The 25,267-nt window shown below is 71.2% G+C and carries 24 protein-coding genes and 4 pseudogenes; 13 read left to right on the top strand and 15 right to left on the bottom strand.

Annotation, left to right across the window (positions count from 1 at the left end):
* Window positions 1-1,374, bottom strand: a complete 1,374-nt coding sequence (locus ACFY15_RS03355; protein ID WP_390824916.1) for an APC family permease — start codon at window positions 1,372-1,374, stop codon at window positions 1-3.
* A gap of 86 nt (window positions 1,375-1,460) precedes the next feature.
* Between ACFY15_RS03355 and ACFY15_RS03350 the strand changes: the two genes are divergently transcribed.
* Window positions 1,461-2,468 carry a 4-hydroxy-3-methylbut-2-enyl diphosphate reductase gene (locus ACFY15_RS03350; protein WP_390685153.1) on the top strand — a complete coding sequence of 336 codons (1,008 nt, stop codon included), beginning with the start codon at window positions 1,461-1,463 and terminating at the stop codon, window positions 2,466-2,468.
* Between the two features lie 32 nt (window positions 2,469-2,500).
* Window positions 2,501-3,250, top strand: coding sequence for a polyphosphate--glucose phosphotransferase (gene ppgK, locus ACFY15_RS03345; RefSeq protein WP_390685154.1), 750 nt, complete (start codon window positions 2,501-2,503; stop codon window positions 3,248-3,250).
* 6 nt (window positions 3,251-3,256) lie between these two features.
* Here the strand turns inward: ppgK and ACFY15_RS03340 are convergent, their stop codons facing one another.
* A complete protein-coding gene (locus tag ACFY15_RS03340) occupies window positions 3,257-3,766 on the bottom strand; it encodes a DUF6542 domain-containing protein (protein ID WP_390685155.1) in 510 nt (169 codons plus the stop codon).
* A gap of 136 nt (window positions 3,767-3,902) precedes the next feature.
* Here ACFY15_RS03340 and ychF point away from each other — a divergent pair, with 136 nt between their 5' ends.
* Window positions 3,903-4,991, top strand: a complete 1,089-nt coding sequence (ychF, locus tag ACFY15_RS03335; RefSeq protein WP_390685156.1) for a redox-regulated ATPase YchF — start codon at window positions 3,903-3,905, stop codon at window positions 4,989-4,991.
* A gap of 279 nt (window positions 4,992-5,270) precedes the next feature.
* Window positions 5,271-6,593, top strand: coding sequence for a DUF4241 domain-containing protein (locus ACFY15_RS03330; RefSeq protein ID WP_390825040.1), 1,323 nt, complete (start codon window positions 5,271-5,273; stop codon window positions 6,591-6,593).
* 75 nt (window positions 6,594-6,668) lie between these two features.
* Here ACFY15_RS03330 and ACFY15_RS03325 read toward each other — a convergent pair.
* Both ACFY15_RS03325 and ACFY15_RS03320 read right to left on the bottom strand, forming a co-directional pair.
* Window positions 6,669-7,022, bottom strand: a pseudogene (locus ACFY15_RS03325) (hypothetical protein); the annotation flags it as partial.
* Window positions 7,017-7,682 (bottom strand): annotated as a pseudogene (locus tag ACFY15_RS03320) (hypothetical protein); the annotation flags it as partial. The pseudogenes ACFY15_RS03320 and ACFY15_RS03325, both read right to left, overlap by 6 nt.
* Before the next feature lie 223 nt (window positions 7,683-7,905).
* Here ACFY15_RS03320 and ACFY15_RS03315 point away from each other — a divergent pair.
* The 3 genes from ACFY15_RS03315 to ACFY15_RS03305 are packed head-to-tail and all read left to right on the top strand — an operon-like array spanning window position 7,906 to window position 11,567.
* Window positions 7,906-9,261, top strand: a complete 1,356-nt coding sequence (locus tag ACFY15_RS03315; RefSeq protein WP_390824915.1) for a tetratricopeptide repeat protein — start codon at window positions 7,906-7,908, stop codon at window positions 9,259-9,261.
* A gap of 1 nt (window position 9,262) precedes the next feature.
* On the top strand, window positions 9,263-9,793 hold the full coding sequence (locus ACFY15_RS03310; protein WP_390685157.1) for an NUDIX domain-containing protein: 531 nt from the start codon (window positions 9,263-9,265) through the stop codon (window positions 9,791-9,793).
* A gap of 58 nt (window positions 9,794-9,851) precedes the next feature.
* Window positions 9,852-11,567, top strand: coding sequence for an AAA family ATPase (locus ACFY15_RS03305; RefSeq protein ID WP_390685158.1), 1,716 nt, complete (start codon window positions 9,852-9,854; stop codon window positions 11,565-11,567).
* 275 nt (window positions 11,568-11,842) lie between these two features.
* Here ACFY15_RS03305 and ACFY15_RS03300 read toward each other — a convergent pair whose 3' ends face one another.
* From ACFY15_RS03300 to ACFY15_RS03265, 8 genes and pseudogenes are all read right to left on the bottom strand, one after another.
* Window positions 11,843-12,424: a Uma2 family endonuclease gene (locus ACFY15_RS03300; RefSeq protein WP_390685159.1), complete on the bottom strand. Its 582-nt coding sequence runs from the start codon at window positions 12,422-12,424 to the stop codon at window positions 11,843-11,845.
* Between the two features lie 308 nt (window positions 12,425-12,732).
* The gene (locus tag ACFY15_RS03295; RefSeq protein ID WP_390685160.1) at window positions 12,733-13,125 is read right to left on the bottom strand and encodes a DNA-binding protein; all 393 of its coding nucleotides are present in this window, start codon (window positions 13,123-13,125) and stop codon (window positions 12,733-12,735) included.
* A complete protein-coding gene (locus ACFY15_RS03290) occupies window positions 13,125-13,376 on the bottom strand; it encodes a hypothetical protein (protein WP_390685161.1) in 252 nt (83 codons plus the stop codon). The genes ACFY15_RS03295 and ACFY15_RS03290 overlap by 1 nt, the downstream gene beginning before the upstream one ends.
* 182 nt (window positions 13,377-13,558) lie before the next feature.
* Complete coding sequence (locus ACFY15_RS03285; protein ID WP_390685162.1) at window positions 13,559-13,822, bottom strand: type II toxin-antitoxin system RelE/ParE family toxin; 264 nt, start codon at window positions 13,820-13,822, stop codon at window positions 13,559-13,561.
* Window positions 13,815-14,084: a type II toxin-antitoxin system Phd/YefM family antitoxin gene (locus tag ACFY15_RS03280; protein WP_390685163.1), complete on the bottom strand. Its 270-nt coding sequence runs from the start codon at window positions 14,082-14,084 to the stop codon at window positions 13,815-13,817. The genes ACFY15_RS03285 and ACFY15_RS03280 overlap by 8 nt, the downstream gene beginning before the upstream one ends.
* Window positions 14,085-14,250: 166 nt before the next feature.
* Window positions 14,251-14,463: pseudogene (locus ACFY15_RS03275) on the bottom strand (Uma2 family endonuclease); the annotation flags it as partial.
* A gap of 59 nt (window positions 14,464-14,522) precedes the next feature.
* The gene (locus ACFY15_RS03270; RefSeq protein ID WP_390685164.1) at window positions 14,523-15,134 is read right to left on the bottom strand and encodes an HdeD family acid-resistance protein; all 612 of its coding nucleotides are present in this window, start codon (window positions 15,132-15,134) and stop codon (window positions 14,523-14,525) included.
* Window positions 15,135-15,257: 123 nt separating this feature from the next.
* The gene (locus ACFY15_RS03265; protein WP_390685165.1) at window positions 15,258-16,229 is read right to left on the bottom strand and encodes an SMP-30/gluconolactonase/LRE family protein; all 972 of its coding nucleotides are present in this window, start codon (window positions 16,227-16,229) and stop codon (window positions 15,258-15,260) included.
* Between the two features lie 77 nt (window positions 16,230-16,306).
* Between ACFY15_RS03265 and ACFY15_RS03260 the strand changes: the two genes are divergently transcribed.
* From ACFY15_RS03260 to ACFY15_RS03245, 4 genes are all read left to right on the top strand, one after another.
* On the top strand, window positions 16,307-16,744 hold the full coding sequence (locus ACFY15_RS03260) for a MarR family winged helix-turn-helix transcriptional regulator (RefSeq protein ID WP_390685166.1): 438 nt from the start codon (window positions 16,307-16,309) through the stop codon (window positions 16,742-16,744).
* 141 nt (window positions 16,745-16,885) lie between these two features.
* On the top strand, window positions 16,886-18,019 hold the full coding sequence (locus ACFY15_RS03255; RefSeq protein WP_390824914.1) for an alpha/beta hydrolase: 1,134 nt from the start codon (window positions 16,886-16,888) through the stop codon (window positions 18,017-18,019).
* A 299-nt stretch (window positions 18,020-18,318) separates the two neighbouring features.
* Window positions 18,319-19,413, top strand: a complete 1,095-nt coding sequence (locus tag ACFY15_RS03250) for an alpha/beta hydrolase (RefSeq protein WP_390824913.1) — start codon at window positions 18,319-18,321, stop codon at window positions 19,411-19,413.
* Window positions 19,410-20,201, top strand: a complete 792-nt coding sequence (locus tag ACFY15_RS03245) for a trypsin-like serine peptidase (RefSeq protein ID WP_390824912.1) — start codon at window positions 19,410-19,412, stop codon at window positions 20,199-20,201. Before ACFY15_RS03250 ends, ACFY15_RS03245 begins: the two co-directional genes overlap by 4 nt.
* Window positions 20,202-20,266: 65 nt before the next feature.
* Here the strand turns inward: ACFY15_RS03245 and ACFY15_RS03240 are convergent, their stop codons facing one another.
* The 3 genes from ACFY15_RS03240 to ACFY15_RS03230 form a co-directional block, all read right to left on the bottom strand.
* Window positions 20,267-21,208: an EamA family transporter gene (locus tag ACFY15_RS03240; protein ID WP_390685170.1), complete on the bottom strand. Its 942-nt coding sequence runs from the start codon at window positions 21,206-21,208 to the stop codon at window positions 20,267-20,269.
* A 44-nt stretch (window positions 21,209-21,252) separates the two neighbouring features.
* Window positions 21,253-22,062: an isocitrate lyase/phosphoenolpyruvate mutase family protein gene (locus ACFY15_RS03235; RefSeq protein ID WP_390685171.1), complete on the bottom strand. Its 810-nt coding sequence runs from the start codon at window positions 22,060-22,062 to the stop codon at window positions 21,253-21,255.
* A gap of 82 nt (window positions 22,063-22,144) precedes the next feature.
* On the bottom strand, window positions 22,145-23,257 hold the full coding sequence (locus ACFY15_RS03230) for a pyridoxal-phosphate dependent enzyme (RefSeq protein WP_390685172.1): 1,113 nt from the start codon (window positions 23,255-23,257) through the stop codon (window positions 22,145-22,147).
* Between the two features lie 240 nt (window positions 23,258-23,497).
* Between ACFY15_RS03230 and ACFY15_RS03225 the strand changes: the two are divergent.
* Window positions 23,498-23,853 (top strand): annotated as a pseudogene (locus ACFY15_RS03225) (proprotein convertase P-domain-containing protein); the annotation flags it as partial.
* 164 nt (window positions 23,854-24,017) lie between these two features.
* Window positions 24,018-25,157: a DUF4190 domain-containing protein gene (locus ACFY15_RS03220; protein ID WP_390685173.1), complete on the top strand. Its 1,140-nt coding sequence runs from the start codon at window positions 24,018-24,020 to the stop codon at window positions 25,155-25,157.
* The last annotated feature ends 110 nt before the right edge of the window (window positions 25,158-25,267 follow it).

Below are 25,267 nucleotides of genomic sequence, written 5' to 3'. Positions count from 1 at the left end.
TCAGGCACCGGGCAGGGTGTCGGAGCCCGCGCGCCCCCGCTGGAAGAACAGCACCCCCAGCCCCACCGCCAGCCACACCGCCCCCACGGCCTGCGCCGCCGGAGAGGCCTCCACGATCACCGCGACCGTCACCGCCGCACCCAGCACCGGAACCACCAGGTGCCTGCCCCAGCGCGGCTCGCCCTCCGCCCGCCGCACCACGAACCAGCCCACCACCGAGGCGTGCAGCAGGGTGAACGCCACCAGCGCCCCGACGTCCACCACCGAGACCAGGTGGTCGAGCCCGTCGTCGCGTCGCGCCGCCCACACCGCCGCCACCAGCGTCACCCCGGCCGCCACCAGCAGCGCCGCCCTCGGCGTACCTCCCCAGGTACGGGCGAGCACCCCCGGCAGCCGCCGCTCCCGGGCCATCGCGAACAGCAGCCGCCCGGCCGCCGCCTGCCCGGCCAGCGCGGCGAACGCCGCCCCCACCGCCTTGCTCACCGCCACCAGGTCGTGCAGCCAGCCCCCGACCGAGGCCTCCACCGCCGTGTAGAAGGCCGGGCCCTGCAGCGCCGGGTCCGCCGCAAGCTCCGCCGCCGAGAACGGGGCCAGCAGCGCCGCCAGATAGGTCTGCGCGACGAACAGCACCCCGGTCAGAGCCAGACAGAACAGCACCGCCCGGGCCACCCGCGCACCGCCCCCCGTCACCTCCTCCGCGAAGGAGACGACGGCGTCGAACCCCAGGTACGACAGCACCGCCACCGACACCGCCCCCAGCACGGCCGCCGTCGAGAAGTCCAGCGAGCCGTCGCCGGCCAGCGGCGAGAGCCAGCCGCGCCGCGCCCCGTCCCGCACCAGCACCGCCACCGCCGACACCAGGAAGACCAGCAGCACCACGATCTCCATCGCCAGCACCGCGAAGCCCACCCGCGCCGCCGCCCGCACCCCCCACAGGTTCAGCAGGGTCGTCACGGCCACCGCCAGAGCCGTCCACGCCCACCGCGAGACCTGCGGCACCAGCGCGTTCATCGCGATCCCCGAGAACAGGTACGCCACCGCCGGGATCAGGAGGTAGTCGAGCAGCGCCATCCACCCCGCGACCATCCCCGCCCCCTCGCCCAGCCCCTTGCGGGCGTAGGTGAAGACCGACCCCGCCTGCGGGGCCACCCGCACCATCTGCGCGTACGAGAACGCCGTGAGGCCCATCGCGACCGTCGCGGCGAGGTAGACGAGCGCGACGGCCCCGTGCGACTTCGCGTCCAGGGTGCCGAACACCCCGACCGGGGCCATCGGCGCGATGAAGAGCAGCCCGTACACCACCAGGTCCCGGAAGCCCAGGCTCCGGCGCAGCGCCGGGGGCGCGGCCGTACCGGGATCCACAGCAGCTGCCATCGTTCCTCCGGGGGGCTGTGGGGACGGACGTTCGACCCAGTCTCTGCCGGACGGGGGACGTCCGGCCTCCTGGAGCCCCCCGTACGATGGAGCGTATGACTGCCCCCGCACCCGCTTCCCGCCGCGTCCTGCTCGCCGCCCCGCGCGGTTACTGCGCGGGCGTGGACCGCGCCGTGATCGCCGTCGAGAAGGCCCTCGAGCAGTACGGCGCCCCGGTCTACGTCCGCCACGAGATCGTGCACAACAAGTACGTCGTCCAGACGCTGCAGAAGAAGGGCGCCATCTTCGTCGAGAAGACGGAGGAGGTCCCGCCGGGCAACATCGTGATGTTCTCCGCGCACGGCGTGGCGCCCGTGGTGCACGAGGAGGCGGCACGCGGCCGGCTCGCGACGATCGACGCGACCTGCCCGCTGGTCACCAAGGTCCACAAGGAAGCGATCCGCTACGCCAACGAGGACTTCGACATCCTCCTCATCGGCCACGAGGGCCACGAGGAGGTCATCGGCACCTCCGGCGAGGCCCCCGACCACATCACGATCGTCGACGGCCCCGACGACGTGGCCAAGGTCGAGGTCCGCGACGAGTCCAAGGTCGTCTGGCTCTCCCAGACCACCCTCTCCGTCGACGAGACGATGGAGACGGTCGACGCACTGAAGACGAAGTTCCCGCTGCTCGTCTCCCCGCCCAGCGACGACATCTGCTACGCCACCTCGAACCGCCAGGCCGCGGTCAAGGCCATGGGCTCCGAGGCCGACCTGGTCGTCGTCGTCGGCTCGAAGAACTCCTCGAACTCCATCCGCCTCGTCGAGGTCGCCCTCGACGCCGGCGCCCGCGCCGCGCACCTGGTCGACTTCGCCGCCGAGATCGACGAGGCCTGGCTGGAGGGCGTCACCACGGTCGGCCTGACCTCGGGCGCCTCGGTGCCCGAGGTCCTGGTCGAGGAGGTCCTGGAGTGGCTGGCGGAGCGCGGCTTCGCCGACGTGGAGATCGTCAAGACCGCCGAGGAGTCGATCACCTTCTCGCTGCCCAAGGAGCTGCGCCGCGACCTGCGCACCGAGGCGGCCGAACTGATGGCCGCCGGCTCCGACGAGTAGCCCGCGCGGCGGCGCGTTCGTACCGTGAGTCCATGCAGATCTTCGGAGTGGACATCGGCGGTACGGGGATCAAGGGCGCTCCCGTGGACCTGGACCGCGGCGAGCCGGCGCAGGAGCGCCACAAGGTACTGACACCACATCCGGCCACCCCCGAGGGGGTGGCCGGAGGCGTTGCCGAGGTCGTCCGGAACTTCTCCTGGGACGGACCGGTCGGCGTCACCTTCCCCGGAGTGGTCACCCACGGTGTGACCCGGACGGCCGCCAACGTCGACAGGGCCTGGATCGGCCTGGACGCGGCGTCCCTGTTCTCCCAACGGCTCGGGGGCCGCCCGGTCACCGTCCTCAACGACGCCGACGCGGCGGGCGTGGCGGAGATGACGTACGGGGCCGGGCGCGGGGTGCCGGGCACGGTCCTCCTCCTCACCCTCGGCACGGGCATCGGCAGCGCCCTCTTCCGCGACGGCCGGCTCGTGCCGAACACCGAACTGGGCCACCTGGAGCTCAAGGGCCACGACGCCGAGACCCGGGCCTCGGTCAAGGCCAAGGACGACGGGGACCTCAGCTGGGAGCGCTGGGCCCGCCGGCTGGGGAAGTACCTGGCGCACGTGGAGATGCTGTTCTCCCCGGACCTGTTCATCCTCGGCGGGGGCGTCAGCCGCAAACCGGAGAAGTTCCTCCCCCTCATTGAGAACGTCCGCGCCGAGATCGTCCCCGCGAAGCTCCAGAACAACGCCGGCATCGTGGGAGCGGCGATGGCGGCGCGGGACGGGCTGACGCGGTAGGGGCCGTCAGCAGGCGGCGCTGCTGCTCCCGCGCCGGGCCGCGGCGGCCCGGCGCCGCCCGCTCAGCGCGGCGCGGCGGGCCAGCGCGATCAGGCCCGCGACCAGCGTCCCCGCGTACAGCCATCCGGCGTGCAGGGACAGCGCCGACACCACCCCCATGAGCTCCCCGCCGAAGCCGCCGGAGCCGCCGGACACGGGCCACACTCCGGCGGCGAAGGCGATCGGCACGCACACCGGCGCGGTGATCAGGTCCGCCGGGCGCACCCACAGGGCGGTCGCGGCGGCCACGGGCAGGAACAGCAGCCCGTACACGAACAGCGAGGAGTCGAACAGCAGCCAGGCGATCCCGGCGACCAGCAGCATCGCCACACAGGCGAACAGCCCGCCGCCGAGGCCGGTCAGCCGCGGCCGCGGCATCCGCCGGGCGGCGGCGGCCGGGACGGGGGGCCGGGGGCGCCGCGCCGCCTGTGCGGGCACCTGGGGGTGACGTACCGAACGCGTCCTGTATCGCTCCACCCCACCAACCTAGGCCCGACCCCCCGCCCAGCCCGCCCGGACACGCGTACAGCCACGTGCGCGCTCATAGGAAAGTAAACTGTCCGACGGCCCACTCCGGGCCGCCGCCCCCACTCAGCTACGGGAAGTCGCCAACGTGTCGCTCACGATCGGAATCGTCGGCCTGCCGAATGTCGGCAAGTCGACCCTGTTCAACGCCCTGACCAAGAACGACGTACTGGCGGCCAACTACCCGTTCGCCACCATCGAGCCGAACATCGGCGTCGTCGGCGTTCCGGACCAGCGCCTCGCGGTCCTGGCCGGGATCTTCGGCTCGCAGCGCATCCTCCCGGCCACGGTCGACTTCGTCGACATCGCCGGCATCGTGCGCGGCGCCTCGGAGGGCGAGGGCCTGGGCAACAAGTTCCTCGCGAACATCCGCGAGTCCGACGCGATCTGCCAGGTCATCCGCGCCTTCAAGGACGAGAACGTCGTCCACGTCGACGGCAAGGTCTCGCCCAAGGACGACATCGAGACGATCAACACCGAGCTGATCCTCGCCGACCTCCAGTCCATCGAGAAGGCGATCCCCCGCCTGACGAAGGAGTCCCGCCTCCAGAAGGACAAGGTCGCGGTCCTGGCGGCGACCGAGAAGGCCCAGAAGATCCTGGAGAACGGCGACACCCTCTTCTCCCAGGGCATCACCAAGGGCACCGAGCAGGGCGACCTCCTGCACGAGCTGCACCTGCTCACCACCAAGCCGTTCCTCTACGTCTTCAACGTGGACGAGGACGAGCTGACGGACGACGCCTTCAAGGCCGAGCAGTCCGCGCTGGTCGCCCCGGCGGAGGCCATCTTCCTCAACGCCAAGCTGGAGGCGGACCTCGCCGAGCTGGACGACGAGGAAGCCCTGGAGCTCCTCCAGTCGGTCGGCCAGGACGAGCCGGGCCTGGCCACCCTCGGCCGCGTCGGCTTCGCCACCCTCGGCCTCCAGACCTACCTGACGGCCGGCCCGAAGGAAACCCGCGCCTGGACGATCAAGCAGGGCGCCACGGCCCCCGAGGCGGCCGGTGTCATCCACACCGACTTCCAGCGCGGCTTCATCAAGGCCGAGGTCATCTCCTTCGCGGACCTGGTCGACTGCGGCTCGGTCGCGGAGGCCCGCGCCAAGGGCAAGGCCCGCATGGAGGGCAAGGACTACGTCATGCAGGACGGCGACGTGGTCGAGTTCCGCTTCAACGTCTAATACGTCCGGCGAAAGGCCGTCTGACCTGCGGCGGAGCGGGTTGGGCGGCCTTTGCGGTCCGCACAGAGTCCGCAGCGTGCTGACTTCGGTCAGCGCGCGGGGGAGCGGCTACGCCGCTTCGTCGACCTGTGGCTGGGCATCGGCGGACCGGTCCGCGTACGCCTCGTGTGGCGACAGCGCGATGGCGCTGAGCCAGGCCGGCATCCGGCCCCGCATCGCCGTTGTCAGCGGCGGTGTCTACCGTGTGCGTGAGAGTCAGGCAGAGCGGACGGTGGCCGTATGGGCGGGGAACAGGGACCGGGTACGGTCGTCGAGGTGGCGTACGCGCTGGCGTGGGATCTGGAGGCTCGCGCGCCGTGGCGGCCCCTGACCGCCGAGGAAGCGCGGGAGCGGGATGCCGTGGGGCTGCCGTACGTCGTGGTGTACCGGATCCCGGGGCGGGAGGTTCCGCTGGAGGTCCGGCTGGTTTCCTGGCGGGACCACTACGTGGGCCTATGGCTCTACGACGACCAGGGCCGTCGCACCGACGAGCTGGACCTGCGGCTGCTGGACGATCAGAGTCGGCTGCTCAGCCGACGTACCCGCAAGTGGCAGTACACCGGCCCGGAGATGGCTGAGTTCGACGACGAGTGCCCCCGCTCCGCCATGCAGCTGTTCCCGGACGGCAAGGGCTCGATTGCGCAGGAGCCCCGTGGCGAGCGCGGACGGAAGCTCGTCACGGTGCCCGACGCCGATGTACGCCGTTGGCAGGTCCGCCCCCGGTTCGAAGACTGGCCGGTGGTCGCCGCCCTCTGGCGGAGGCTGCCGGGACCGGTGGTGCTCCAGGCGGCGGCACTCGCCTCAGGCGCAGGCGCGTCGGACGCATCCGAAGCCCCTGCCACCTGCTGGCGACCACCTCGTCCCGCGCAGCCCGGGCCGCTCGACGCGCTGTTCCGGCCCGGAACGCGTATGACAGACGGCTACCACCCCGAGATGACCGTGGTGGAGCCACGCCGGATTGGAACCCTGCGCGTGCCGAGCGGCATGCTGGCCATATCCGGACCGGACAACCTATCCGACGACGGTCCCGCCATCATGGTCCCCGTCCCGCCGGGGGAGCACGTACTCGAAGAAGCGCAGGTCCGCGTCGGCTACGACTGTGAGTGGAGCCAGGGCTGGGTCACCCGCACGGACACCACGGCAGTTCGGCTGCGCATCAGCGAGACCCCCGCCTCCTCGTGGGAGATGGGCCTCGGGCCGGATGACGACCCCAGGCTGCTCGGGGAGAACGAGGTCTTCGGCTTCTGTACCGACGGTGCGACCGGATGCTTCGCCGATGCCGGGGCCTGGGAGTCGCTCCACCGGCTCTTCGAGCGGCACCTTGTTCGCGGGGAGCCGGGTGTCGGGGAGGACATCCCTGACTCCATGTACTTCCTGCGTACTCAGGACGAAGCTTCCGGCGGCGAGCTGGTGGCCTTCGCGACGACCGGCGACGGTACCTACCCAGTGTGGGTGGGGCGTTCCGCTGACGGGGATGTGGCCGAGGTGGTGGTGCTTGTGGAGATGATGCCGACGGTGCTTCAGGACGGCAGTGCCGGCGGAGCGGAGGCGGCGCCAGCTTGAGTCGGCCTCCCCACTGGACAACGGAGCAGCTCCGAAGCCCCTGCCCGGGGCCTGCCCCTCTGCCAGGCCCGGGACCAGCCGCCCCGCCCACGCCCGGGCCTCGGCCAGGTGTTCAGCCTGGAGCCCCGCGTGGGGTTCGGGTTGGATCAGGAGGGTCGCCGCGCCGCGGGTCGTGCGCTCTGTGGCCCAGGCGTGGTCGAGGCTGGTGAAGTCGTCGTCGATCCACACAGCGGGGGCGTCGCCCAGCCAGGTGTCGACGTGGTCGCGTTTCCACAGGTATCCGTTGGGGTGGCTGGTGGTGATCTCGGGATGGGGCAGGTCGACGTACGGCAGGTCCGGGAGGCCCAGGAGGGGGCCGATGAGGGTGGTGGCGTCCTGCCGCCAGCTGGTGCACCAGACGGGGGTGACCAGGCCGGTGCGGATGACGTTGGCACCGTAGGGCGCGACCACGCCGCCGGACTGGTCCGGCACGGACTGGCAGCCGTGCACGAGCCGGCCACCGAGCGCGGCGTGGGCCTTGATGGACTCGATCCGGCGGTGCTCGTTGAACCAGCCTCCGTGGTAGACCTCGTCGAGCATCCCGCCCGTCTCGTCGTCCAACTCGAAGACGACGGAGGTGGCGGCGGGGAAGAACCAGCACGGGCCGACGTTGGAGATGTGCCCGTCGAGCTCGACCTTGTTGAGCGCCATGAGCGTGGCCGCCTCGCGGAGCATCCGCAGATGGTCGGCGGTCATCTGCGACAGACCGAGGCCGGCCAGGTGCTCGTCGCGGAAGAGGTACGCGTACACCTCGTACGCGGTGGCCAGGACGCGGGCGGCGTCGGACGTGGACTCGCTGTGCTGCTTGATGAAGTCGAGCGCGAGCTGCTCGACCGCGCTCTCGGTCGTCTCGTCCACGTCCAGGAGCTGGGCCTTGACCAGCTCCCAGTCGGCGACGAGCCAGGTGTTGGACTCGAAGCGGAAGAAGTACTCGGCCGGATCGATGGTGATGCGCCGGCCGTCGACCTGGATGCCGGGCAGGCGGCTCCAGCGCGGGTCGAACGCCTCGGGCAGCTCGACCGTGATGGCCGTGGTGTCGATGGTGGTCACCGTGTCTCCGTCTCTGATTGGCCGGTCTCGGGCACAGGAATGCCCGAGCCTGGTGTGGGCGTACGGAACTTCGGGGTGCCGCCCGGACCAAGGGGGAGCCTGGATCACGGTCGCGCCGTTCCGGGCGGCTGCTGATAAGTGAACCGGTGGTCACGCTCAGTGGGTACGGTGGACGGCAGTTGAAGCGGTATACGCGGTTTACAGCTCCGGAGTGGAGGCGATCGTGGCGGCGCCGAGAGCACCCGACTCCCGTCTGCGCGACGTCATCGCGGCGGTCGACTGCACCTGCGAGGCCCTCGCCAGAGACGTGCGGCGCATCGCGGCCGAGAACGGCGAGATCCTCCAGACCAACAAGTCGGCCATCTCGCACTGGGTGAACGGCACCCGCGCCCCGTCGGGCCGGGTAGGTCAGTACCTGGCCGAGGCGCTGTCCCGCCGAGCGGGGCGCACGGTCACCCAGTCCGAGATCGGCCTCCAGGCCAGCGACGACGAAGCGCCGGCGGAATCCGACCCTGTCCTCGCCGCCACCGACCTGGGCCGCGCCGACGTCGAGCGCCGCCGCTTCCTCGCCATCGCGGCCTTCACCACCGCGGGCGTCGCCATGCCGCTCGGCTACGACCACGAAGCCACCGCCCGCATGCTTCGCGCCCGCACTGGCACGTCCCTGGTCGGCGCGGAGGACGTGGACGTCGTACGGCAGATCACCGCAGCCTTCAGCGCCGCCGACGAGCGCCTCGGCGGCGGGCACGGCCTGACCACCGTCACGGCGTACCTCGCCGACACAGCCGCCCCCATGCTGCGCGGACGCTTCCCCAGCGAAGCCTTACGCCGGGCCGCCTTCGGCGCCGTCGCCGAACTCGCCTACCTCGCAGGGTGGAAACACCACGACCTCGGCCAGGAAGGCGCTGCCCAGCGCTACTACCAGGTCGGCTACAAGCTCGCCTGCGAAGCCGACCCTCACGGCCACGCCGCCTGGATGATGCGCGCCCTCGCCCACCAAGCCCTGAGCCTCAAACAGCCCCACCACTGCGTCGACCTCGTCGAAGGCGCCCTCCGCACAGGTCTCGGCCACGTCGACGGCCAGACCGAGGCACTTCTCCACATCACCCACGCCCGCGCCTACGCCGCCACCGACGAGAACTCCCTGGCCGCGCGCGCCCTGCTCGCTGCCGAGGACGCCCTTCTCCGGGACGACGGCCCCCAGCCCAGCTACTCCCGCGTCAGTGGCCCCGCCGCGGGCACCGTGGCCAGCCACACCGCCCGCACCCTGACCGACCTCGCCGACCACATCGGCACCGAACGACAGCACCGCGACGCTCTCACCCGCTGGGACCCGGAGAAGTACAAGCGCGTCCACGCCCTGACCCACGCCGACCTCGGCGACAGCCTCTCCGCTCAGGCCCGCGCCGACGAGGCCGTCGCCGCCTGGACCCAGGCTCTGGTCCTCATGGAGGGCATGACCTCCGACCGGACCCGGAAGGCGATCACCTCAATCCGCTCCACCCTCGCGGTCTACCAGCGCCGCCGTGTCCCCGGCGCCGCAGATCTCGCCCGCCGCGCCCGCGAAGCCCTCGCCTAACATGCCCAACAACCCGCCCGACGAAGGGAACACCGTGACCCAGCAGACCGACGACCAGCCGAAGGCCCTCAAGCCGGCGCTCGAATCGATGACCCTGCTGGTCGCTGCGGTCATCGTCCACGACAAGGCCGCCAACCGCGTCGTCCTCCTCCAGCGCAGCGAGAACGCCAAGTTCGCCCAGGGCATGTGGGACCTGCCCGTCGGCAAGAGCGAGCCGGGCGAACCCATCACGGAGACGGCGGTCCGCGAGCTCTACGAGGAGACGGGCCTCACGGTGAAGCCCGAGTCTCTCAAGGTCGCCCACATCATCCACGGCGCCTGGGGTGTCGAGGCCCCCAACGGCTTCCTCACGGTCGTGTTCGCCGCCCACGAATGGACCGGCGAACCCGAAAACCGCGAACCCCGCAAGCACTCCCAGGTCCGCTGGGTCGACGCTGACGCTGTCCCCGAGAACTTCGTGGACACCACCGCCAGCGCCTTCCATCAGTACTTGGGCGGCAACTCTCAGGTATCACTTGACGGGTGGAACTAGCCCGCCTATCCAAGGCGGGCGAATCTTGAATCAACCAACGACAGCACTGGAGACCTGAGTGCAGGGGCCGTCCGTATCACGGCGTTCGATCAAGAATTGCGAGCAAGCGTGGCTCGAAGGGGTTGCGCAGCTGAGGGTGGGTAATCGGGCCGCTGCGGCTGCATCCTTTCACGCGGCCGTCGCGCACAACCCTCTTGCTGCTGACGCCTGGCTAGGACTGCATGCCGCGGGGCAGCTCCAGGGCCAGGCGATCGAGGCCATGCATGGTCAAGCCCAGTCCTTCGGTGCCATGCGCACGAAGCTCCAGACCCCGCTGTCCTCCCGGTTTCAGATCGGGGGGTACGTGAACTTCCGTTTAGAGACGCACCGTGACCTGTGGCTCGCGAGGGCGGCGAAGTTCTTGGACGACGGCCTACTCGATCAAGCATGGAACATGCTCTCCCACGCAGTGCTCGACTGTGACGAGACCCGCTTCGTCTGCGCCCGCTACGCCGTCCTGAAGAAGGACTGGCCACTCCTTCTGACCTTTGCCGAGGGAATCCGGAACTCCTTCCTACGGGACGAGTCGCAGCTCTGTGTTGCGGCCAGCCTTATCGCCCAAGGCGTATCCCACGAGGCACTCAACGTGCTGAGCCCACTTCCGCAAGCGCTGGCTGATAACGCCGGATTTCTCGGGGAGATTGCCTACTTGCGTGGCCGTGCGTATGAGCAGCTCGGCCGGGCTGAGGAAGCCCTGAAGCAGTTCCAGACAGCGTTCCGGTACAGCCCGACCCTGGGTGATGTGGCCCAGCGGGCGAAGGTGGTGGCCCCGCCTGCTGCGCGCCTGCCCGCCCAGGCTGCTGGGGCTGCGCAAGAACAACGTGAGGACTCCTCCGGCGTCACTTTGAGCGACGAGGAGCGTTCGGCATTGCTGGATGAGGCGATGGCCGAACTCGACGAGATGGTCGGGCTGGCCCCGGTGAAACGCCAGGTGCGGACCCTGTCGGCACAGCTGAGGATGGCGGCAGTGCGAAGAGGCCAGGGCCTGGCTGCGGCACCGGCTCCACAGCACTTGGTATTTGCCGGGCCGCCCGGCACGGGCAAGACCACGGTGGCCCGCGTCGTAGGCAAGGTCTTCGCAGGGCTTGGCTTGCTGGCCCGAGGCCACGTCGTCGAGGCCCAGCGCGTTGACCTCGTGGGACAGCACCTCGGAGAGACGGCGATCAAGACATCAAAGATCATCGACGAGGCCCTGGACGGTGTTCTCTTCATCGACGAGGCGTACGCACTGTCCAACACCGGGTACTCGGGAGGTGACGCCTTCGGCAAGGAAGCCCTACAGGTGCTCCTCAAACGAGCCGAAGACGACAGGCACCGTCTGGTTGTGGTTCTCGCCGGGTACCCGAACGAGATCGATGACCTCCTGTCCACCAACCCAGGTCTCACCTCCCGCTTCAATACTCGGGTGGACTTCCCTGCCTACTCGGCTGACGAGCTGGTGCTGATCGCGGAGTCGTTCCTGGTAGCCCAAGGCGATGCCCTTACCGACGAGGCAGCGATTGCGCTGCGTATGTCATGTGACCTCGTCGTCACCAATGGCCTGATCGACCGGCTTGGTAATGGGCGCTTCGCGCGCGAACTCGCTCGGAAGGCTGCCGCAGTGCGGGACCTGCGGGTCTACGACGCGCTCGGCAGCTCTGGAGTCCCGTCGGAGGACGAAGTCATCACGCTGCACGTGGGTGATGTCATGGACGCGTACCAGGAACTCACTGAAAGCGTTCCGCCGAACCGCTGACCGGGGGATCGCGGAGGTCTGCTGGTCCGCAGCCAGTCCGCAGGACACCCGTAAACGGCCGCCGGAAGCCAACGCGTGCCAACACGGAAGTCCCAGGTCAGAGCCCTGGAGGGGGCTCCGCCGCAGGTCAGGATCTGGCTTCAGACATTCCGCTTCAACGTGTGATTGGTTTCGTTACCGTGAGCTAAACGGTTCGTCAAACGTGCAGGTCAGATGGGGCCGGGCTCTGTGAGTCCGGGCCCATCTGCGTTCCCGTGCTGACGTGGTGCTGACTCCTACTTGCTCCTCGGCGGGGTGAGCTTGTCGAGATCCAGGCTGATCTCGAACGGCACAGGCCGCTTCAGGGTGCCCCGGAAGATGCCGGCGGGCGCGTAGGCGCCAGTCGGTTCGTCGAGTTCATAGACGTGGACGACGGGGGCGCCGTCCTCGTCCTCGATGCACCAGTAGTGCGGGATGCCGGCCTCCGCGTACTTGCGGAGCTTGACCGTGCGGTCCCGGTGCGCGGACTCGGGTGAGACGACCTCGATGACGAGTCGCACCTCGTCCGGCGCGAACCAGGTGCGGTCTCCGTCGTAGTCGGCCGTCGTCAACAGCAGATCCGGCTCGGGCCGGTTTCGCTCGTCGAGTTTTATGGTCATCTCGCGGCCGACCCTGACATCGCCGGGCGCCTGCTCCATGAGAGCGACGGTGAGCATGGTGACGAGGTGGCCGTGCCACCACCTCTGCGGCGACATCATGAAGACAAGCGCTCCGTCGATCAGCTCTGTGTGGCGGGGTGCCTCGGGAAGGCGGTCCAGGTCCTCCGCGAACCAGCCTTCCTCACGCGGCGGGCGCATCCAGTCGGGCAGTGCGGTCATGGCTCAACCGTAGCGATTCGACGAGGCGCGGGCCACGAGATCGTCACCAAGGGACTGTCCTTTCTGTCGTCCCGGAGTCCCAGACCTGCCACCCGTGCTGATTCTGCGCTGACTTGGATCTCTTAGAAGCCAGTTTCCGCAGGTGAGAGCGTTGCGGTGGACATTCCGCTTCAACGTGTGACGCTATGTCCATACCTGTGCCCGACCCGCCTGTTGCCGGGTCGGGCACAGCTGTGTGTCCGCAGTGAGTCCTCGATCCCGCGATGCGGTGACAGCTTTTGGCCGGGCGGCGTCGCGGCGACGCGGTCTCAGACCTTGACGACCTCCACGGAAGGGCCGCACAGGAGTCTCAGGTCCTCGGGGTCGGACGTGAGGACGGTGACCGGCCGGGGTGCGTTGCGGGCGATGACGGCGAAGGCGGCATCGATGGCGTACTTGTGGCCGTGGAGGTGATGGGCGCGCAGAAGTGTGGCGGCCTGGCCGGTGATCTCCTTCGTGACGTCGTGGACGTCGACACGGGAGAGGACCCACTTGATGCGGGCCGGGTGAATGTGCTCGTAGCCGGCCTCGAGCGTGGTCATGGCGCTGGTGGCGACGCGGACGCCCTCCTCCGACGCCGCCTGGACCAGGGCCACGACGGTGCGGTCCTTGCGGTAGAGCTTCGAGAGTCCTTCGCTGTCGAGCAGGAGGGTGCCGGGCATCAGGCGGCGGCCCCGCCGGCCTGCCGGTGGTCGTGGCGCAGCAGCTCCCGGGCGGCCTCGACCTCCTCGCGGGTGAGAGCTTCGTTGTCGGTCTCGAAGTCGGCGACGATCTCCCGCAGCTTGTCCATGGCGACCCGCTGTTCGAGAGCCTCGGCGACGTAGGCGGAAAAACCGCCGGGCCCGACATGGGCACGCACGGCCTCGGCGAGATCCTCGGGCAGGCTGATTGAATACTTCCTACTACCGCTCATGGTGCCGATCCTACCGGCGGTCGTAAGCCTGGGGGTGTGAATGACTGACCCGAGGTTCGGTCGGTCCGCAGGGCTGCGAAGGCCCGTCGAGGCCGGGTGTGGGCGGTGGGAAGATGCGGGGAGGCCAGAGAGGGGCGGGAGGCGTGGGGGTGCTGGATATTCTGACGCCGGATCGGCCGGCGTCAGGTGTCGTAAACGGTGGGGCGATGCCCGACGTGCACGACCCACACCACGAGTTCTCCGTTGTCGAGCGTGTAGACGACGCGGTAGTCGCCGACTCGCAGCCGGCGGCGGTCCGGCTGCGACACGAGCGCGGTGGTGTTGAAGCCGAGGGGGTCGCTCTCCAGCTCGGTCAGCTTGGCCAGGATGCGCAGCGCCATGTCGCGTGGGATCTTCCGAAGCTCGGCCTGCGCCTCTGGCCGGAAGACGGTTCGGTACTCACTCACCTCGCGCCAGCGTCTCCCTCATGATGTCCTCGATCGGGATCCCGGGAGTCGGGTTGGCCATGCGCTCGTCGATGATCCGGTTGATCTCACGCTCTTCCCACTCCTGGTACTTGCGCAGCACCTCGATGGAGACGACGGCGGCGACTTGCTTGCCTCGGCGCGTGATCACTGTGGGTACGTCGTCGCGATCCGCGCGCTCCACGACCTCAGCCAGGTGTGCGCGCACGTCGCGGATGGACTCTATGGGCAGCGGCTGTGTCATGCGCTCAAGCGTACCGAGTGTGTCATGTGTACACCAGCTTGGCGGGTCGCGTGGTGCTGGATGTGCTGCATGAACTCGCACCGTGCTGGATAGGTGCCGGATAACCACTTCCGGAACCCTTTTTGTGCAGGTCGGAGCTCTGGGCTGAACGTTCCGCTTCAACGTGTCGCGGCGGCGTGGGCTTGTCGAGGTCCAGGCTGATCTCGAACGGCACCGGGCGCTGGAGGGTGCCACGGAAGATGCCGGCGGGCGCGTAGGCGCCGGTCGGTTCGTCGCGCTCGTAGACGTGGACGACGGGTGCGCCGTCCTCGTCCTCGATGCACCAGCAGTGCGGGATCCCGGCCTCCGCGTACTTGCGGAGTTTCACCGTTCGACCGCGGCGACGCACCGAAGGGGCCGGGCTCTCGGAGGCCGGCCCCTTCGGGTTCCGCCCGGGGGTCAGACGGGTGGTGGGGTCGTGAGTTTGCGGGTGGTGGAGCGGAGGGCGAAGGCCATGACGAGTTCGAAGGCGCCGATCAGGACCAGCCAGAGGCCCAGCAGCCGGGTCAGGGCGACCGCGGAGTCCACCGGGAAGCAGAGCACGACGATTCCGGCGACGACGCCGAGGGCGCCCAGGCCGAAGCGCAGGCCGCGGTGGGCGAGGGTGCGGTCGGCGATCGCGACGTAGGCCGCGAGGACTCCGGTCAGCAGCCAGGAGACCCCGACGATCAGGGCGAGCAGGCCGACCGTCTGCATGGGGTGCCGAAGCACCAGGACGCCCGCCAGCAGGGCCAGCAGGGCGATCAGGACGCCCGCCAGTCTGCTGCCGCCCGACTCCTTGCCGTGCGAGAAGGCCGACACGAAGCGGAAGCCGCCGGCCACCAGGAGCTGCAGTCCCAGGATCACGGCCAGGACGTGCAGGGTCTCGTCGGGCCAGACGAGGATCAGGATGCCTGGGATCAGGGTCGCGAGGGCGAGGCCCAGTGCCCAGTGCCATGAGCCCCCGAGCACCTTGAGGGTGTCCTCGGGGTCGGTGTGCGCGTACTCCGGTGCGTCGGGGGATACGGTCATCACGCCTCCCGGGCGGGCCGGGCGGCCCGCGGGGGCGCCGTGGAGCCGCCGGACGTGCCTTGCTGACTCTTGAGGCCATTTTAGGTCCCCGCGGGTCACCGCGCCGGTCGGTGGAGGAGGCGGCTACAGCCCCCGGACCGAGGCGACCGAGAAGGTGGTCGGGGTGCCCGTCGACGGGGTCATCGGGCCGCCCTTGTCGAACTGGGAGCGGACCACCAGGGTGCGGGTCGGGGTGTGGGCCAGGGTGGTGGGGATCTGGAGGGCCGGGTCCGTGATGCTGTGGACCAGGCGGGCGCGGGTGCCGTCCGGGGTGAGCTGCCAGCGGGTCAGGGTGTTGGTGATGTTGTGGGCCGCCCGGAGGGTGCCGCCGGGGGAGAGGTCGAGGCCGTCGGCGGCCTTGAGGTCGCCGCCCGTGAGGATGACCCGGCTCAGGGTGCCGGTGGCCAGGTCGACGCGGTGGAGCTCCCCGGCGGTCATGTCCACCGCCAGCAGGTAGCGGCCCGCCGCGTCGGAGGTGATGCCGTTCAGGGTGAGCTTGCCGGGCGGCGGCGGGGTGACCTGCCGGCTCAGGTCGTAGGCCGCCGTCAGGGCGCCCGAGCCGGCGCGCAGTTGGGCCGGGGTGACGCGGTAGATCACGGCGCGGACGCTGTCCGTCAGGTAGGCGGTGCCGTCCGGGGTGATGGTCAGGTCGTTGATGAAGTGCGGGGTGGCGGCGTCGACGTCGAAGCGGGCCAGGCGGATGCCGGTCGCCGTGTCGTACACCGTGACACCGGCGGTGGAGTCGGTGACCCACAGGCGGCCGCGCGCGTCGACGCGCAGGCCGTTGGCCGTGTGCCGGCCGTCGGTGCCGGAGGGCAGGAAGACCTCGGCCGCACGGGCGCCGGGGCGGGCGCGGTAGACGGTGCCGTCGGCGTACGAGCCGACGTAGACCGCGCCGGTACGGGCGTCGGCGGCGATGCCCTCGGGGTAGGCCTTCGCGCCGGGCAGGGTGAACGCCGTCGACACGCGGGCCGGGCCGGGGGCGGCGCCGGTGGTGAGCGCCGTGGTGAGGGCCAGGGCGGCGGCGACGGGCAGGGCATATGACAGCTTGCGCATGGGTGCATCCTTCTGAGTGAGTGGGTTCGAAGAGTAGTTAGAGTTCTAATACTTGGCAAGGGTCATAAGATGCCGTCATGACCTCCATGCCCGCCGAGGAGCGCATCGGCTCGCACATCAAGCGCGCCGAGCAGGCGCTCGTCGCGGCGAAGACCACCGCCTGCAAGCCGGCCGCGGTGACGGTTCCGCAGTACGCGGCCCTGCTCTGGCTCGCCGAGAAGCCCGGGATCTCCGCCGCGGCCCTCGCCCGCCTGTGCGGGGTCACCGCGCCGACGATGAACACCGTGCTGAAGAACCTTCACGAGCGCGGCCTCGTCGAGCGGACCCCGCACGAGTGGCACCGCAACGTGCTGGAGACCCGGCTCACGCCCGAGGGGCGCGCCGCGATGGAGCTCGCGGACGCGGGGGCCGTGCGCGTGGAGCGGACGCTCGCCGCGGCCCTGACGCCGCAGGAGCGCGACCAGCTCATCGGCCTGCTGGGGCGGTGCGCGGAGGTGCTCGACGCGCTGAGGTGAGCGAGTCGAAACCTGAAGTTCCAGGCAAGTTTTTGCAGGGATTTGGAACTATCCGCAGAATTCGCTCATCAGGACCAGTCAAGGGGATGTCCGTGTGCTGCCCCGCCCCAGGGGCAGCCGAGACCGTTCGGAGCGAAGTTCGTGGATCAGTACCCTCAGCAGTCGTCCGGCCGCGAGCCCCAGGGGCCGGGGGGGCGCAGGAAGTCGCGGCGCGCGATAGGGATCAGCGCCGGCGTCGTCGGCGCGCTGGTCCTCGGCGGCGGGGGTTTCGCCGCGTACAAGAACGAGTGGTTCGACGGGAACGGCCAGGCCGTCAGCTTCGGCGGGAACCACCAGCCCGCCGCCGCCGGGACGGACGGCGGTCCGGCGCAGAAGGGCGCGAGCCCCTCCGCCTCGCCCACGCCCACCGGCGACCCCGACGTGCAGCTGCCCGCCGGCCCGAAGTCGGACTTCAAGCAGACCACCAGGCTCGACGACGGCACGGTCATCGCCAAGACCCGCCTCGCCGGCACCAAGTCCGGCTTCGAGGGGGACGTCTGGGTCTGGGCGCCCAAGGAGTACGACGACCCGAAGTACGCCAAGAGCGCCTTCCCCGTCCTCATCGCCCTGCCGGGCGGCAACGGCTTCCCCACGAACTACTGGGCCGACCGCAGCCTCGGCCTCCAGAAGGCCATCAGCGAGGGCGTCCAGGCCGGGACCAGCCTGCCCTTCGTCGTGATCATGCCGGTGCTCAACCCGGACAACAAGTACTACTACGACGGCGCCGACATACCCGGCCAGCCCAGGATGGGCACCTGGATCGCCGAGGACGTCCCGGACTTCGCCCGCGCCAACTTCCGCACGTACAAGTCCCGCGACGGCTGGGCCTTCATGGGCTCGTCCTCCGGCGCCTTCGTCGGCATGAAGACGCTCCTGCAGTACCCGGACCGCTTCAAGGCCGTGATCGCCAGCGGCGGCGAGATCGTCCCGGACTCCCCGCTCTGGAAGGGCCACCAGGCGGAGATGGACGCGAACAACCCCGAGAAGCTCGCCGAGAAGCTGATCGCGAGCGGCGGCCCGGACGTCTACATCAACTTCCAGGTCGGCACCAAGGAGTCCGGCAAGGACCGGATGGCGAAGTTCGTGCAGCAGTGCGGCAAGGGCCCCGTCAAGACGACCATCCGGGACATCCAGAACGGCGAGCACAACGGCTGGCACTACGTGCGCGGTATGAAGGAGGGCTCGCTGGAGTGGGTCAGCAGGGTGCTGAAGGGCCCGAAGCCCGAGGCCGGCTGAGCCGCTCCACCCCGCCCCGGCTCCCGCCGCACCCCACCCCCGTTCCCGTTTCCGTTCCCGCCTTCGTTCCCGAGCCTTCGTTCCCGCCCCCGGACGCCCCGGAGGCCGCCGCACGGGGCGCCCGCACGGGGCGTCCGTACAGGGCATCCGTACAGGCGTCCGCCACGTGGCCCTCGCCACGTCGCCCCGGTCCCAGGCAACCCCTACGGTCGTTGACACCTCTGTAGAAGCGATAAGGGGGACCTTTCGGTCCGACCCGCGCCCAACCGGGGCGCCGGAGAGGGAACGGGAACAAATCCGTGCAGTATGACCAGCAAGGCGGCGACGGCGACCCCGCGACCGGGGGCGGCCGCCGCCCCGGCCGCCGCCCGCGGAAGCGCCGGATCCTGATCGGCGCCGCCCTCGCGCTCGCCCTCGCCGCCGGGGGCGGCGCGGCGTACGCGTTCGGCCTCTTCTCCGACATGGGGGACCCCGTCTCCTTCGGGAAGATCCAGGAGTCGGCGGCCGCCGAGGACATCGGCAGCCCGGGGGTGCTGATGCCCACCGGCCCCAAGTCCTCCTTCGTGCGCACCAGCCGGCTGCCGGACGGCACGCAGATCGCGATGACCACCCTGACCGGCAAGAAGTCCGGTTTCACGGGTGACGTGTGGGTGTGGGTCCCCAAGGAGTACGACGACCCGCGGTACGCCAAGAGCGGCTTCCCCGTCCTGATCTCCCTGCCCGGCGGCCGCGGCTACCCCAGGAACTACTGGGGCACGGGCCCGGGCCTCGGCCTCCAGCAGGCCGTGATCGACGGGGTCAAGAAGGGCACCAGCCTCCCGTTCATCCTGGTCATGCCGGTGATCAACGCCGACACCAAGCACCACTACGACGGCTCCGACATCCCCGGAGAGCCCAAGATGGGCACCTGGATGGCCGATGACGTCCCGGATTTCACGAGGGCCAATTTCCGTACCTTCACCTCCCGCGACGGCTGGGCCTTCATGGGCTCCTCCTCGGGCGGGTTCGGCGCCTTCAAGGACGTGCTGAAGTACCCCGACCGCTTCAAGGCGGTCATCGCGAGCGGCGTCGACTTCGTCCCCGACTCCCCGCTGTGGCGGGGGAACCGGGAGGCGATGGACGAGAACAACCCCGAGAAGCTCGCCGAGAAGCTGATCAGGCAGGGTGGACCCGACGTCTACATCAGCTTCCAGATCGGCACCAAGGAGAGCGGCCGGGACCTGGCCGAGAAGTTCATGCGGGAGTACGGGAAGGGACCCGTGCACACCCGGCTCCAGGTGATCCAGGATGGTGAGCACAACGGAAAATCGTACGTACGTGGCATGAGGGAGGGCTCCCTGGAGTGGATCAGCAAGGTGATGCAGGCACCGACACCCGACCCCGCCGTGCGATGAGCCCGGTGGTGAAGGGGGCGACGGCCGCGGCCGCCGCCGCGGGGATCGTGGCGGCGGCCGCCGTGGTCCTCCTCGGGGCGTCCGGCGAGCAGCCGGTCCACCCCTTCCCCACCGTCGGCGTGCTCATGGCGAACGGGGAGCACTGGTGCACGGCGAGCGTGGTCGACAGCCCGCGGGGCAACGTCGTCGCGACCGCCGCGCACTGCGTGGCCCCCGCGGGGGAGGACGGCCGTCCGGGCGAGGTGGCGCACGACGGGCTCGCCATCGGCGAGCTGTCCTTCGCGCCCGCCTTCTCCGGCGAGGGCTCGGGTACCCAGCCCCTCGGGGTGTGGAAGGTCCGCTCGATCCACGTGGACGAGCGCTGGACGAAGTGGGGCGACGAGACCGCCGACTTCGCCTTCCTCACCATCGAGCCGGACAAGGAAGGCCGCAGCCTCCAGCAGCGGGTCGGGCAGGGCGAGGCGCCCAAGCCGGACTGGACCTCCGGCTACGAGCGCGAGGTCACCGTCATCGGCTACCCGGAGTCCGACCACAACCCGCAGAACAAGCCGGTCTCCTGCACCACCCAGACCCGCCACGACACCGACGACCCCGACATGCTGTACATCAGCTGCGCGGGTTTCTGGACGGGCACCAGCGGCAGCCCCTGGATCGCCGACCGCGGCGGCACGGGCCAGCCGGGACGGCTCATCGGCGTGCTCAGCGGCGGGGACACCGACGTGGACTCCACGGCGGCGCTGTACGACGGGAAGGCCAAGGCCCTCTACGAGGCGGCGGCCCGGGGCTGAGGCTGCCCCCGTCCCGCGGCCCCCGTCCCGCGGCCCCCGCCCCCTTCCCGCGGCCTGCTTCCGTCCTACTTCCGGCGCTCGGTGCTGACGATCATGCCCACCGCCGCCACCACGATCGCGCCGCCGAGCACGATCGGCAGGGTCAGCGGCTCGTCCAGGACCAGCGCGCCGAGCGCGACGGCCACCACCGGGTTGACGTACGCGTACGTGGCCGTCAGCGACAGCGGGGCCGACTGGAGCAGCCACGCGTACGCGGTGAACCCGACGACCGAGCCGATCAGCACCAGGTAGCCCAGGGCCAGCCAGGAGGCGGTGGAGAAGGAGGCCGGGTCCAGACCGCGCTGCTCGCCGCGCGCCAGCCCGACGAGTACCCCGCCGAGCCCGCCCCACACCATCTGGTACGCGCTGCCGGTGAACGAGTTGCCCGGCAGCGGCAGCCGCCCCGCCGAGAAGGAGCCCAGGGACCAGGCGATCGAGCCCGACAGGACGAGCAGCACCCCCGACAGCCGGACCTCCCCGCTGAGCCCGGGGCTGGTCAGCACCGCCAGCCCCGCGAGCCCCACCAGCACCCCGGCCAGGGTCCGCGCGGGCGGCCGGTCCCCGGTGGCCGCCCGCAGCACCACCACCCACATCGGCACCGCCGCCACGAGCAGCGCGGCCAGCCCGGACGGTACCGAGGTCTCGGCCAACACGACCAGGCCGTTGCCGCCGAGCACCAGCAGCAGGCCGACCAGCAGCGTCGAACCGAGCTGCGCGCGGGTGACGCGGAGCGCGGACGGGCCGAACCGCCAGGCGACGATGCCGGCCAGCACCAGGCCCGCGGTGATGAAGCGGGCGCCGGCGGAGAGGAACGGCGGCATGGTCTGGACGACGATCCGGATGCCGAGGTAGGTCGAGCCCCAGACGACGTACACGACGCCGAGGGCCGCCCAGACGGCGCCGCTGGTCCCGCGCGGGGAGGTGCCCTGTTCCGTCGCCTCCGGCCGTGCCGGTATCGAGGTGCTCATGGCCGGATCCTACGGTCGGTGGTGCATGCACGCTTCCTGGTGTCTCACCCCTTGAGCAGGGCGTTCAGCTCGCCGTACGGGAGCGCTCCGGCGAGCGAGCCGTAGGTGCCGTCGGCGAGCAGCTCCTCGGTGGCGCGGCGGACGGCGGCGTACGCGGCCTCCGCCACCCACGAGCCCAGGCTGACGCGGGCCACGCCCAGGGCGCCGAGTTCGGCGACGGAGGGGGCGCCGGGGCCGACGAGGACGTTGAGCGGTGCGTCGATGCCCCGGGCGAGCTCCGCGACGATGGCGGGGTCGGTGACGCCGGGCACGAAGACGCCGGTGGCGCCGGCGGCGAGGTAGGCGGAGGCGCGCGCGAGGGTCTCGTCCAGACGGGTGGCGCTCTCGCCGAGGCCGAAGAGGTAGGTGTCCACGCGGGCGTTGATGTAGAGCGGGATCCCGGCGGCGTCGGCGGCGGCCCGGGCGGCGGCCAGGCGCTCCGCGTGCTCGGCGGGGGCGCGCGTGCCGTCCTCGATGTTGACGCCGACCGCGCCGGCGGCCAGGACGCCGGCGACGGTCTCCCCGACACCCGCGGCGTCGGCGGCGAAGCCGCCCTCGATGTCGGCGGTGACGGGGACGGAGACGGCGCCGGCGACACGGGCGATGAGGTCCAGGGCCCGGTCCCGCGCGAGGGCGTCGCCGTCGGGCGCCCCGAGGGACCAGGCGACGCCGGCGCTGGTGGTGGCCACGGCCGGGGCGCCGGCCGCCTCGACGATGCGGGCGCCGGCCACGTCCCAGGCGTTGGCGAGGGCGAGGGGGGCGGCGGGGCTGTGCAGGGCGGTGAAGGCGGTGGCCTTCTCAAGTGCGGCGGTCATGGGGGTAGTCCAGCAGAATCCGGCGGGTCCGGCTGGCGGATTTCCGACATGGACGCGGCCCGGCCGGGGCCGTGCGGGGGTCTCAGGGGGCCAGTCCGGACGTGGCGCCGGCACCGCACAGGGGGATGACCGCCGTGCGGCCCTCCAGGGGGTCGGAGGGTGCGCCGGGTCCCACCGCCGCCCAGCAGGCCGCGGCCGTCGGCTCCACGAACAGCCCGCGGCGGGCCAGGTCCCGCTGGGCCTCGCGGATCCGGGCGTCCGGGACCGTCAGGATCGCGCCGCCCGACTTCCGCACCGCCGACAGGATCTGGCGGCCCCGTGGCGGCGCCGGGATCGCGATGCCCTCCGCGAGGGTGGGCCGCTGCTCCACCGGCTCGGCCTCCTCCGCGCCCTCCGCGAAGGCGGCCGCCAGCGGCGACACCGCCTCCGCCTGCACCCCGACCAGCGCCGGTGCCCGTACTCCGCGCCGGCCCAGCTCCGCCACCGCCAGCGCCGCCCCCAGCAGCAGCGTGCCGTTGCCGACGGGGACGACGAGCACCTCGGGGAGCCGCCCGTCGAGGGCCTCCCAGACCTCGTACACGTAGGTCTTCGTGCCTTGCAGGAAGTAGGGGTTGAAGACGTGGCTCGCGTAGAAGGCGCCCGGCTCGTCCGCCGCGGCCCGCGCGGCCTTCGCGGCGGCCTCGCGGCCACCCGGCACGACCCGTACGGCCGCCCCGTGCGCCCGCATCCGGCCGGTCTTCTTCTCCGGGGCGCCCTCGGGCACGAAGACCTCACAACGCAGGCCGGCCCGCGCGCAGTACGCCGCCACGGAGGTCCCCGCGTTCCCGCTGCTGTCCGCGACGACCCGCTCCGGACCCAGCCGCCGGGCCAGCTCCGCGAGCATCACCGCGCCCCGGTCCTTGAACGACAGCGTGGGCATCATGAAGTCGAGCTTGGCGTGAATCCGGTCCCCGAGCGGCAGCATCGGGGTGTGCCCCTCGGACAGGGTCACCGAGAACGCCCCCGGCAGCGGCAGCGCCGGCGCGTACCGCCACAGGGAGGGCGGGCCGGCGGCCGGCTCCAGGGCGACGGCCGGATCCGGGGTGAAGTCGAGGTCCCACGGGCCGCCGCAGACCGGGCAGCACCAGGGGGCGGTCCGCACGTCCGCGCGCGTGCCGTCCTCGGGGCAGACATAACCAGGAAGTGCGTGCGTCATGTGCGGAGCGCCTTTGCTCGTTCATGGCCGTCGTATGGCACGGATGTTACGCGTCCGTGGGGCTCTTGTGGGATGGCGCACGGGTGGGCCAACCTTACGGCGGCCACGGCCCGTTGGGCGGTCCTGGGGCCCGGGTCTGGGCCGAGGGCCCGTACGGGGCCCTCGTCGCCTGGAACGCCCCGGCGCTCGACACCGCGGTGCGCGACTCCATCGCGTCCGGCATCACCTGCGTCGACGGCCACCCCGCCCACCGGCCCGCGCTTCGAGAGCACCGCCGACTACGCGGTGGGCGACAACGCCACGGTCGAGTCCCCGATCACCGTCAGCGGGGTCTCGACGGCAACGCGCCGGCCGCGCTGGGCGTCTCCGCGGACGTCAAGCACACCTACGTCGGCGACCTGAAGGTCGACCTGGTCGCCCCCGACGGCACTCTCCACAACCTGCACAACCGCACCGGCGGCAGCGCGGACGACCTCGTGAGGACGGTGACGGTCAACGCCTCCTCCGAGGTGGCCAACGGGGTCTGGAAGCTGCGCGTGAGCGACAACGCGGCCGCCGACACCGGAAGGATCGACTCCTGGGCGCTGCAGTTCTGACCCGCCCGGGCCGAAGGGGCGTGACACCGGGCGGGAGCGCCCGGTGAAGGCGGGGGCGACCGATCACCGGGTCGCCCCCGCTGCGTACTATTTCGGGCAGCCGTTCGCGTGAGGTCGTGCGCGCGCTGCCGTTTCGAGCCCCCTGTGATGGAGCACCTCACGCTGTGAGCACCCCGCAACCGCCCCGCCCCGCCGGCCCCGGCCCCTCCTGGCCGCCGCCGTCGCCGCAGCCGGGGTGGGGGCCTGGGCCCGGCCCGGCGGGACCGCCCGCGCTCAACGGCTTCGCCCTCGCCTCCCTGCTGGTCGGGCTGCTCTGCTTCCCGCCCCTCGGGGTGGTCTTCGGCCTGGTGGCGCTGGTGCAGATCCGGCGCGGGCGGGAGCGGGGCAGGGCGCTGGCGGTCGCCGGACTGGCGGTCTCCCTGGTGACCACGTCGGTGATGGTGTACGGGCTCACGAGCTACGCCCGGCCCTTCCTGGAGCGGCTGGGCCCGGGGCCCGCCCCGGAGGCGGTCGAGGGCCAGCTGACCGACATGGACCGGCTGCGGGCGGGCGACTGCTTCAACGTCCCCGGCGGGGACCTCCTCGACGAGACCCCCTTCACCTACCGGATCGACTGCGCCCGGGTGCACGACGCCGAGGTGACCTCCGCGACCGTGCTCGGCCCCGGCGGCTTCCCGGGCGCCTCCAAGCTCAAGGACACCGCCACGGAGGCGTGCTGGAAGGCGCAGGACGCCTACGCGATGGACACGTGGGCGCTGCCCGACTACGCGGAGATGTACTACTTCGCCCCCACGCGGGATTCCTGGCGCGCGGGCGACCGGCGGCTGTTGTGCGTGATCGGCACGTCGGGGCACGACCACACGGGGAGCCTGCGCAAGGACGCGGGGATGCTGACGCCCGAACAGGTCTCGCTCCTGACCGCCCTCAACGCGGCGGACGGGGCGCTGGGGGGCGCCCCCGAGCGGGAGCTCGACGAGGCGCTGCCGGAGTACCGGTCGTGGGCGCGGGAGGTCGACGAGGCGCTGGCCGCGCAGGAGCGCGTGCTGCGGGACGCCGTCTCCGCGCATCCGGAGGCGGGGGCCCGGCTGAAGGAGCTGGCGGCGGCGCGCGCGGAGTGGCAGCGGGCGGCGCGGGCGGTCCGGCCGGCGGACTTCCGGCAGGCGTGGGACGCGGCGGAGGGTGCGCTGACGGTCGAGGGGGAGAAGGCGCTGCGGGGTGCGTACGGGCTGTCGACGCGGGTTCCGGAGTGGCGCGAGGAGGACCGGGCGGGAGCGGGGGCCGGGCCGTCGTCCGGCGCGGCCTGAGGGCCTTGCGGGTAACGCGCGGTAACGGGTTTGAGTGACCAGGCTTCATCACATCGGGTGAAACTCTGGCCCGCACTTGCACAGCTCAACAGTCGGTTGCCAGGGTGTAG

Origin of the sequence: Streptomyces sp. NPDC001373, assembly GCF_042895815.1 — a bacterium.
Lineage (GTDB): Bacteria > Actinomycetota > Actinomycetes > Streptomycetales > Streptomycetaceae > Streptomyces.
Note: the sequence above shows the minus strand (reverse complement) of the source record. Positions and strands in the feature narration are given on the sequence as shown.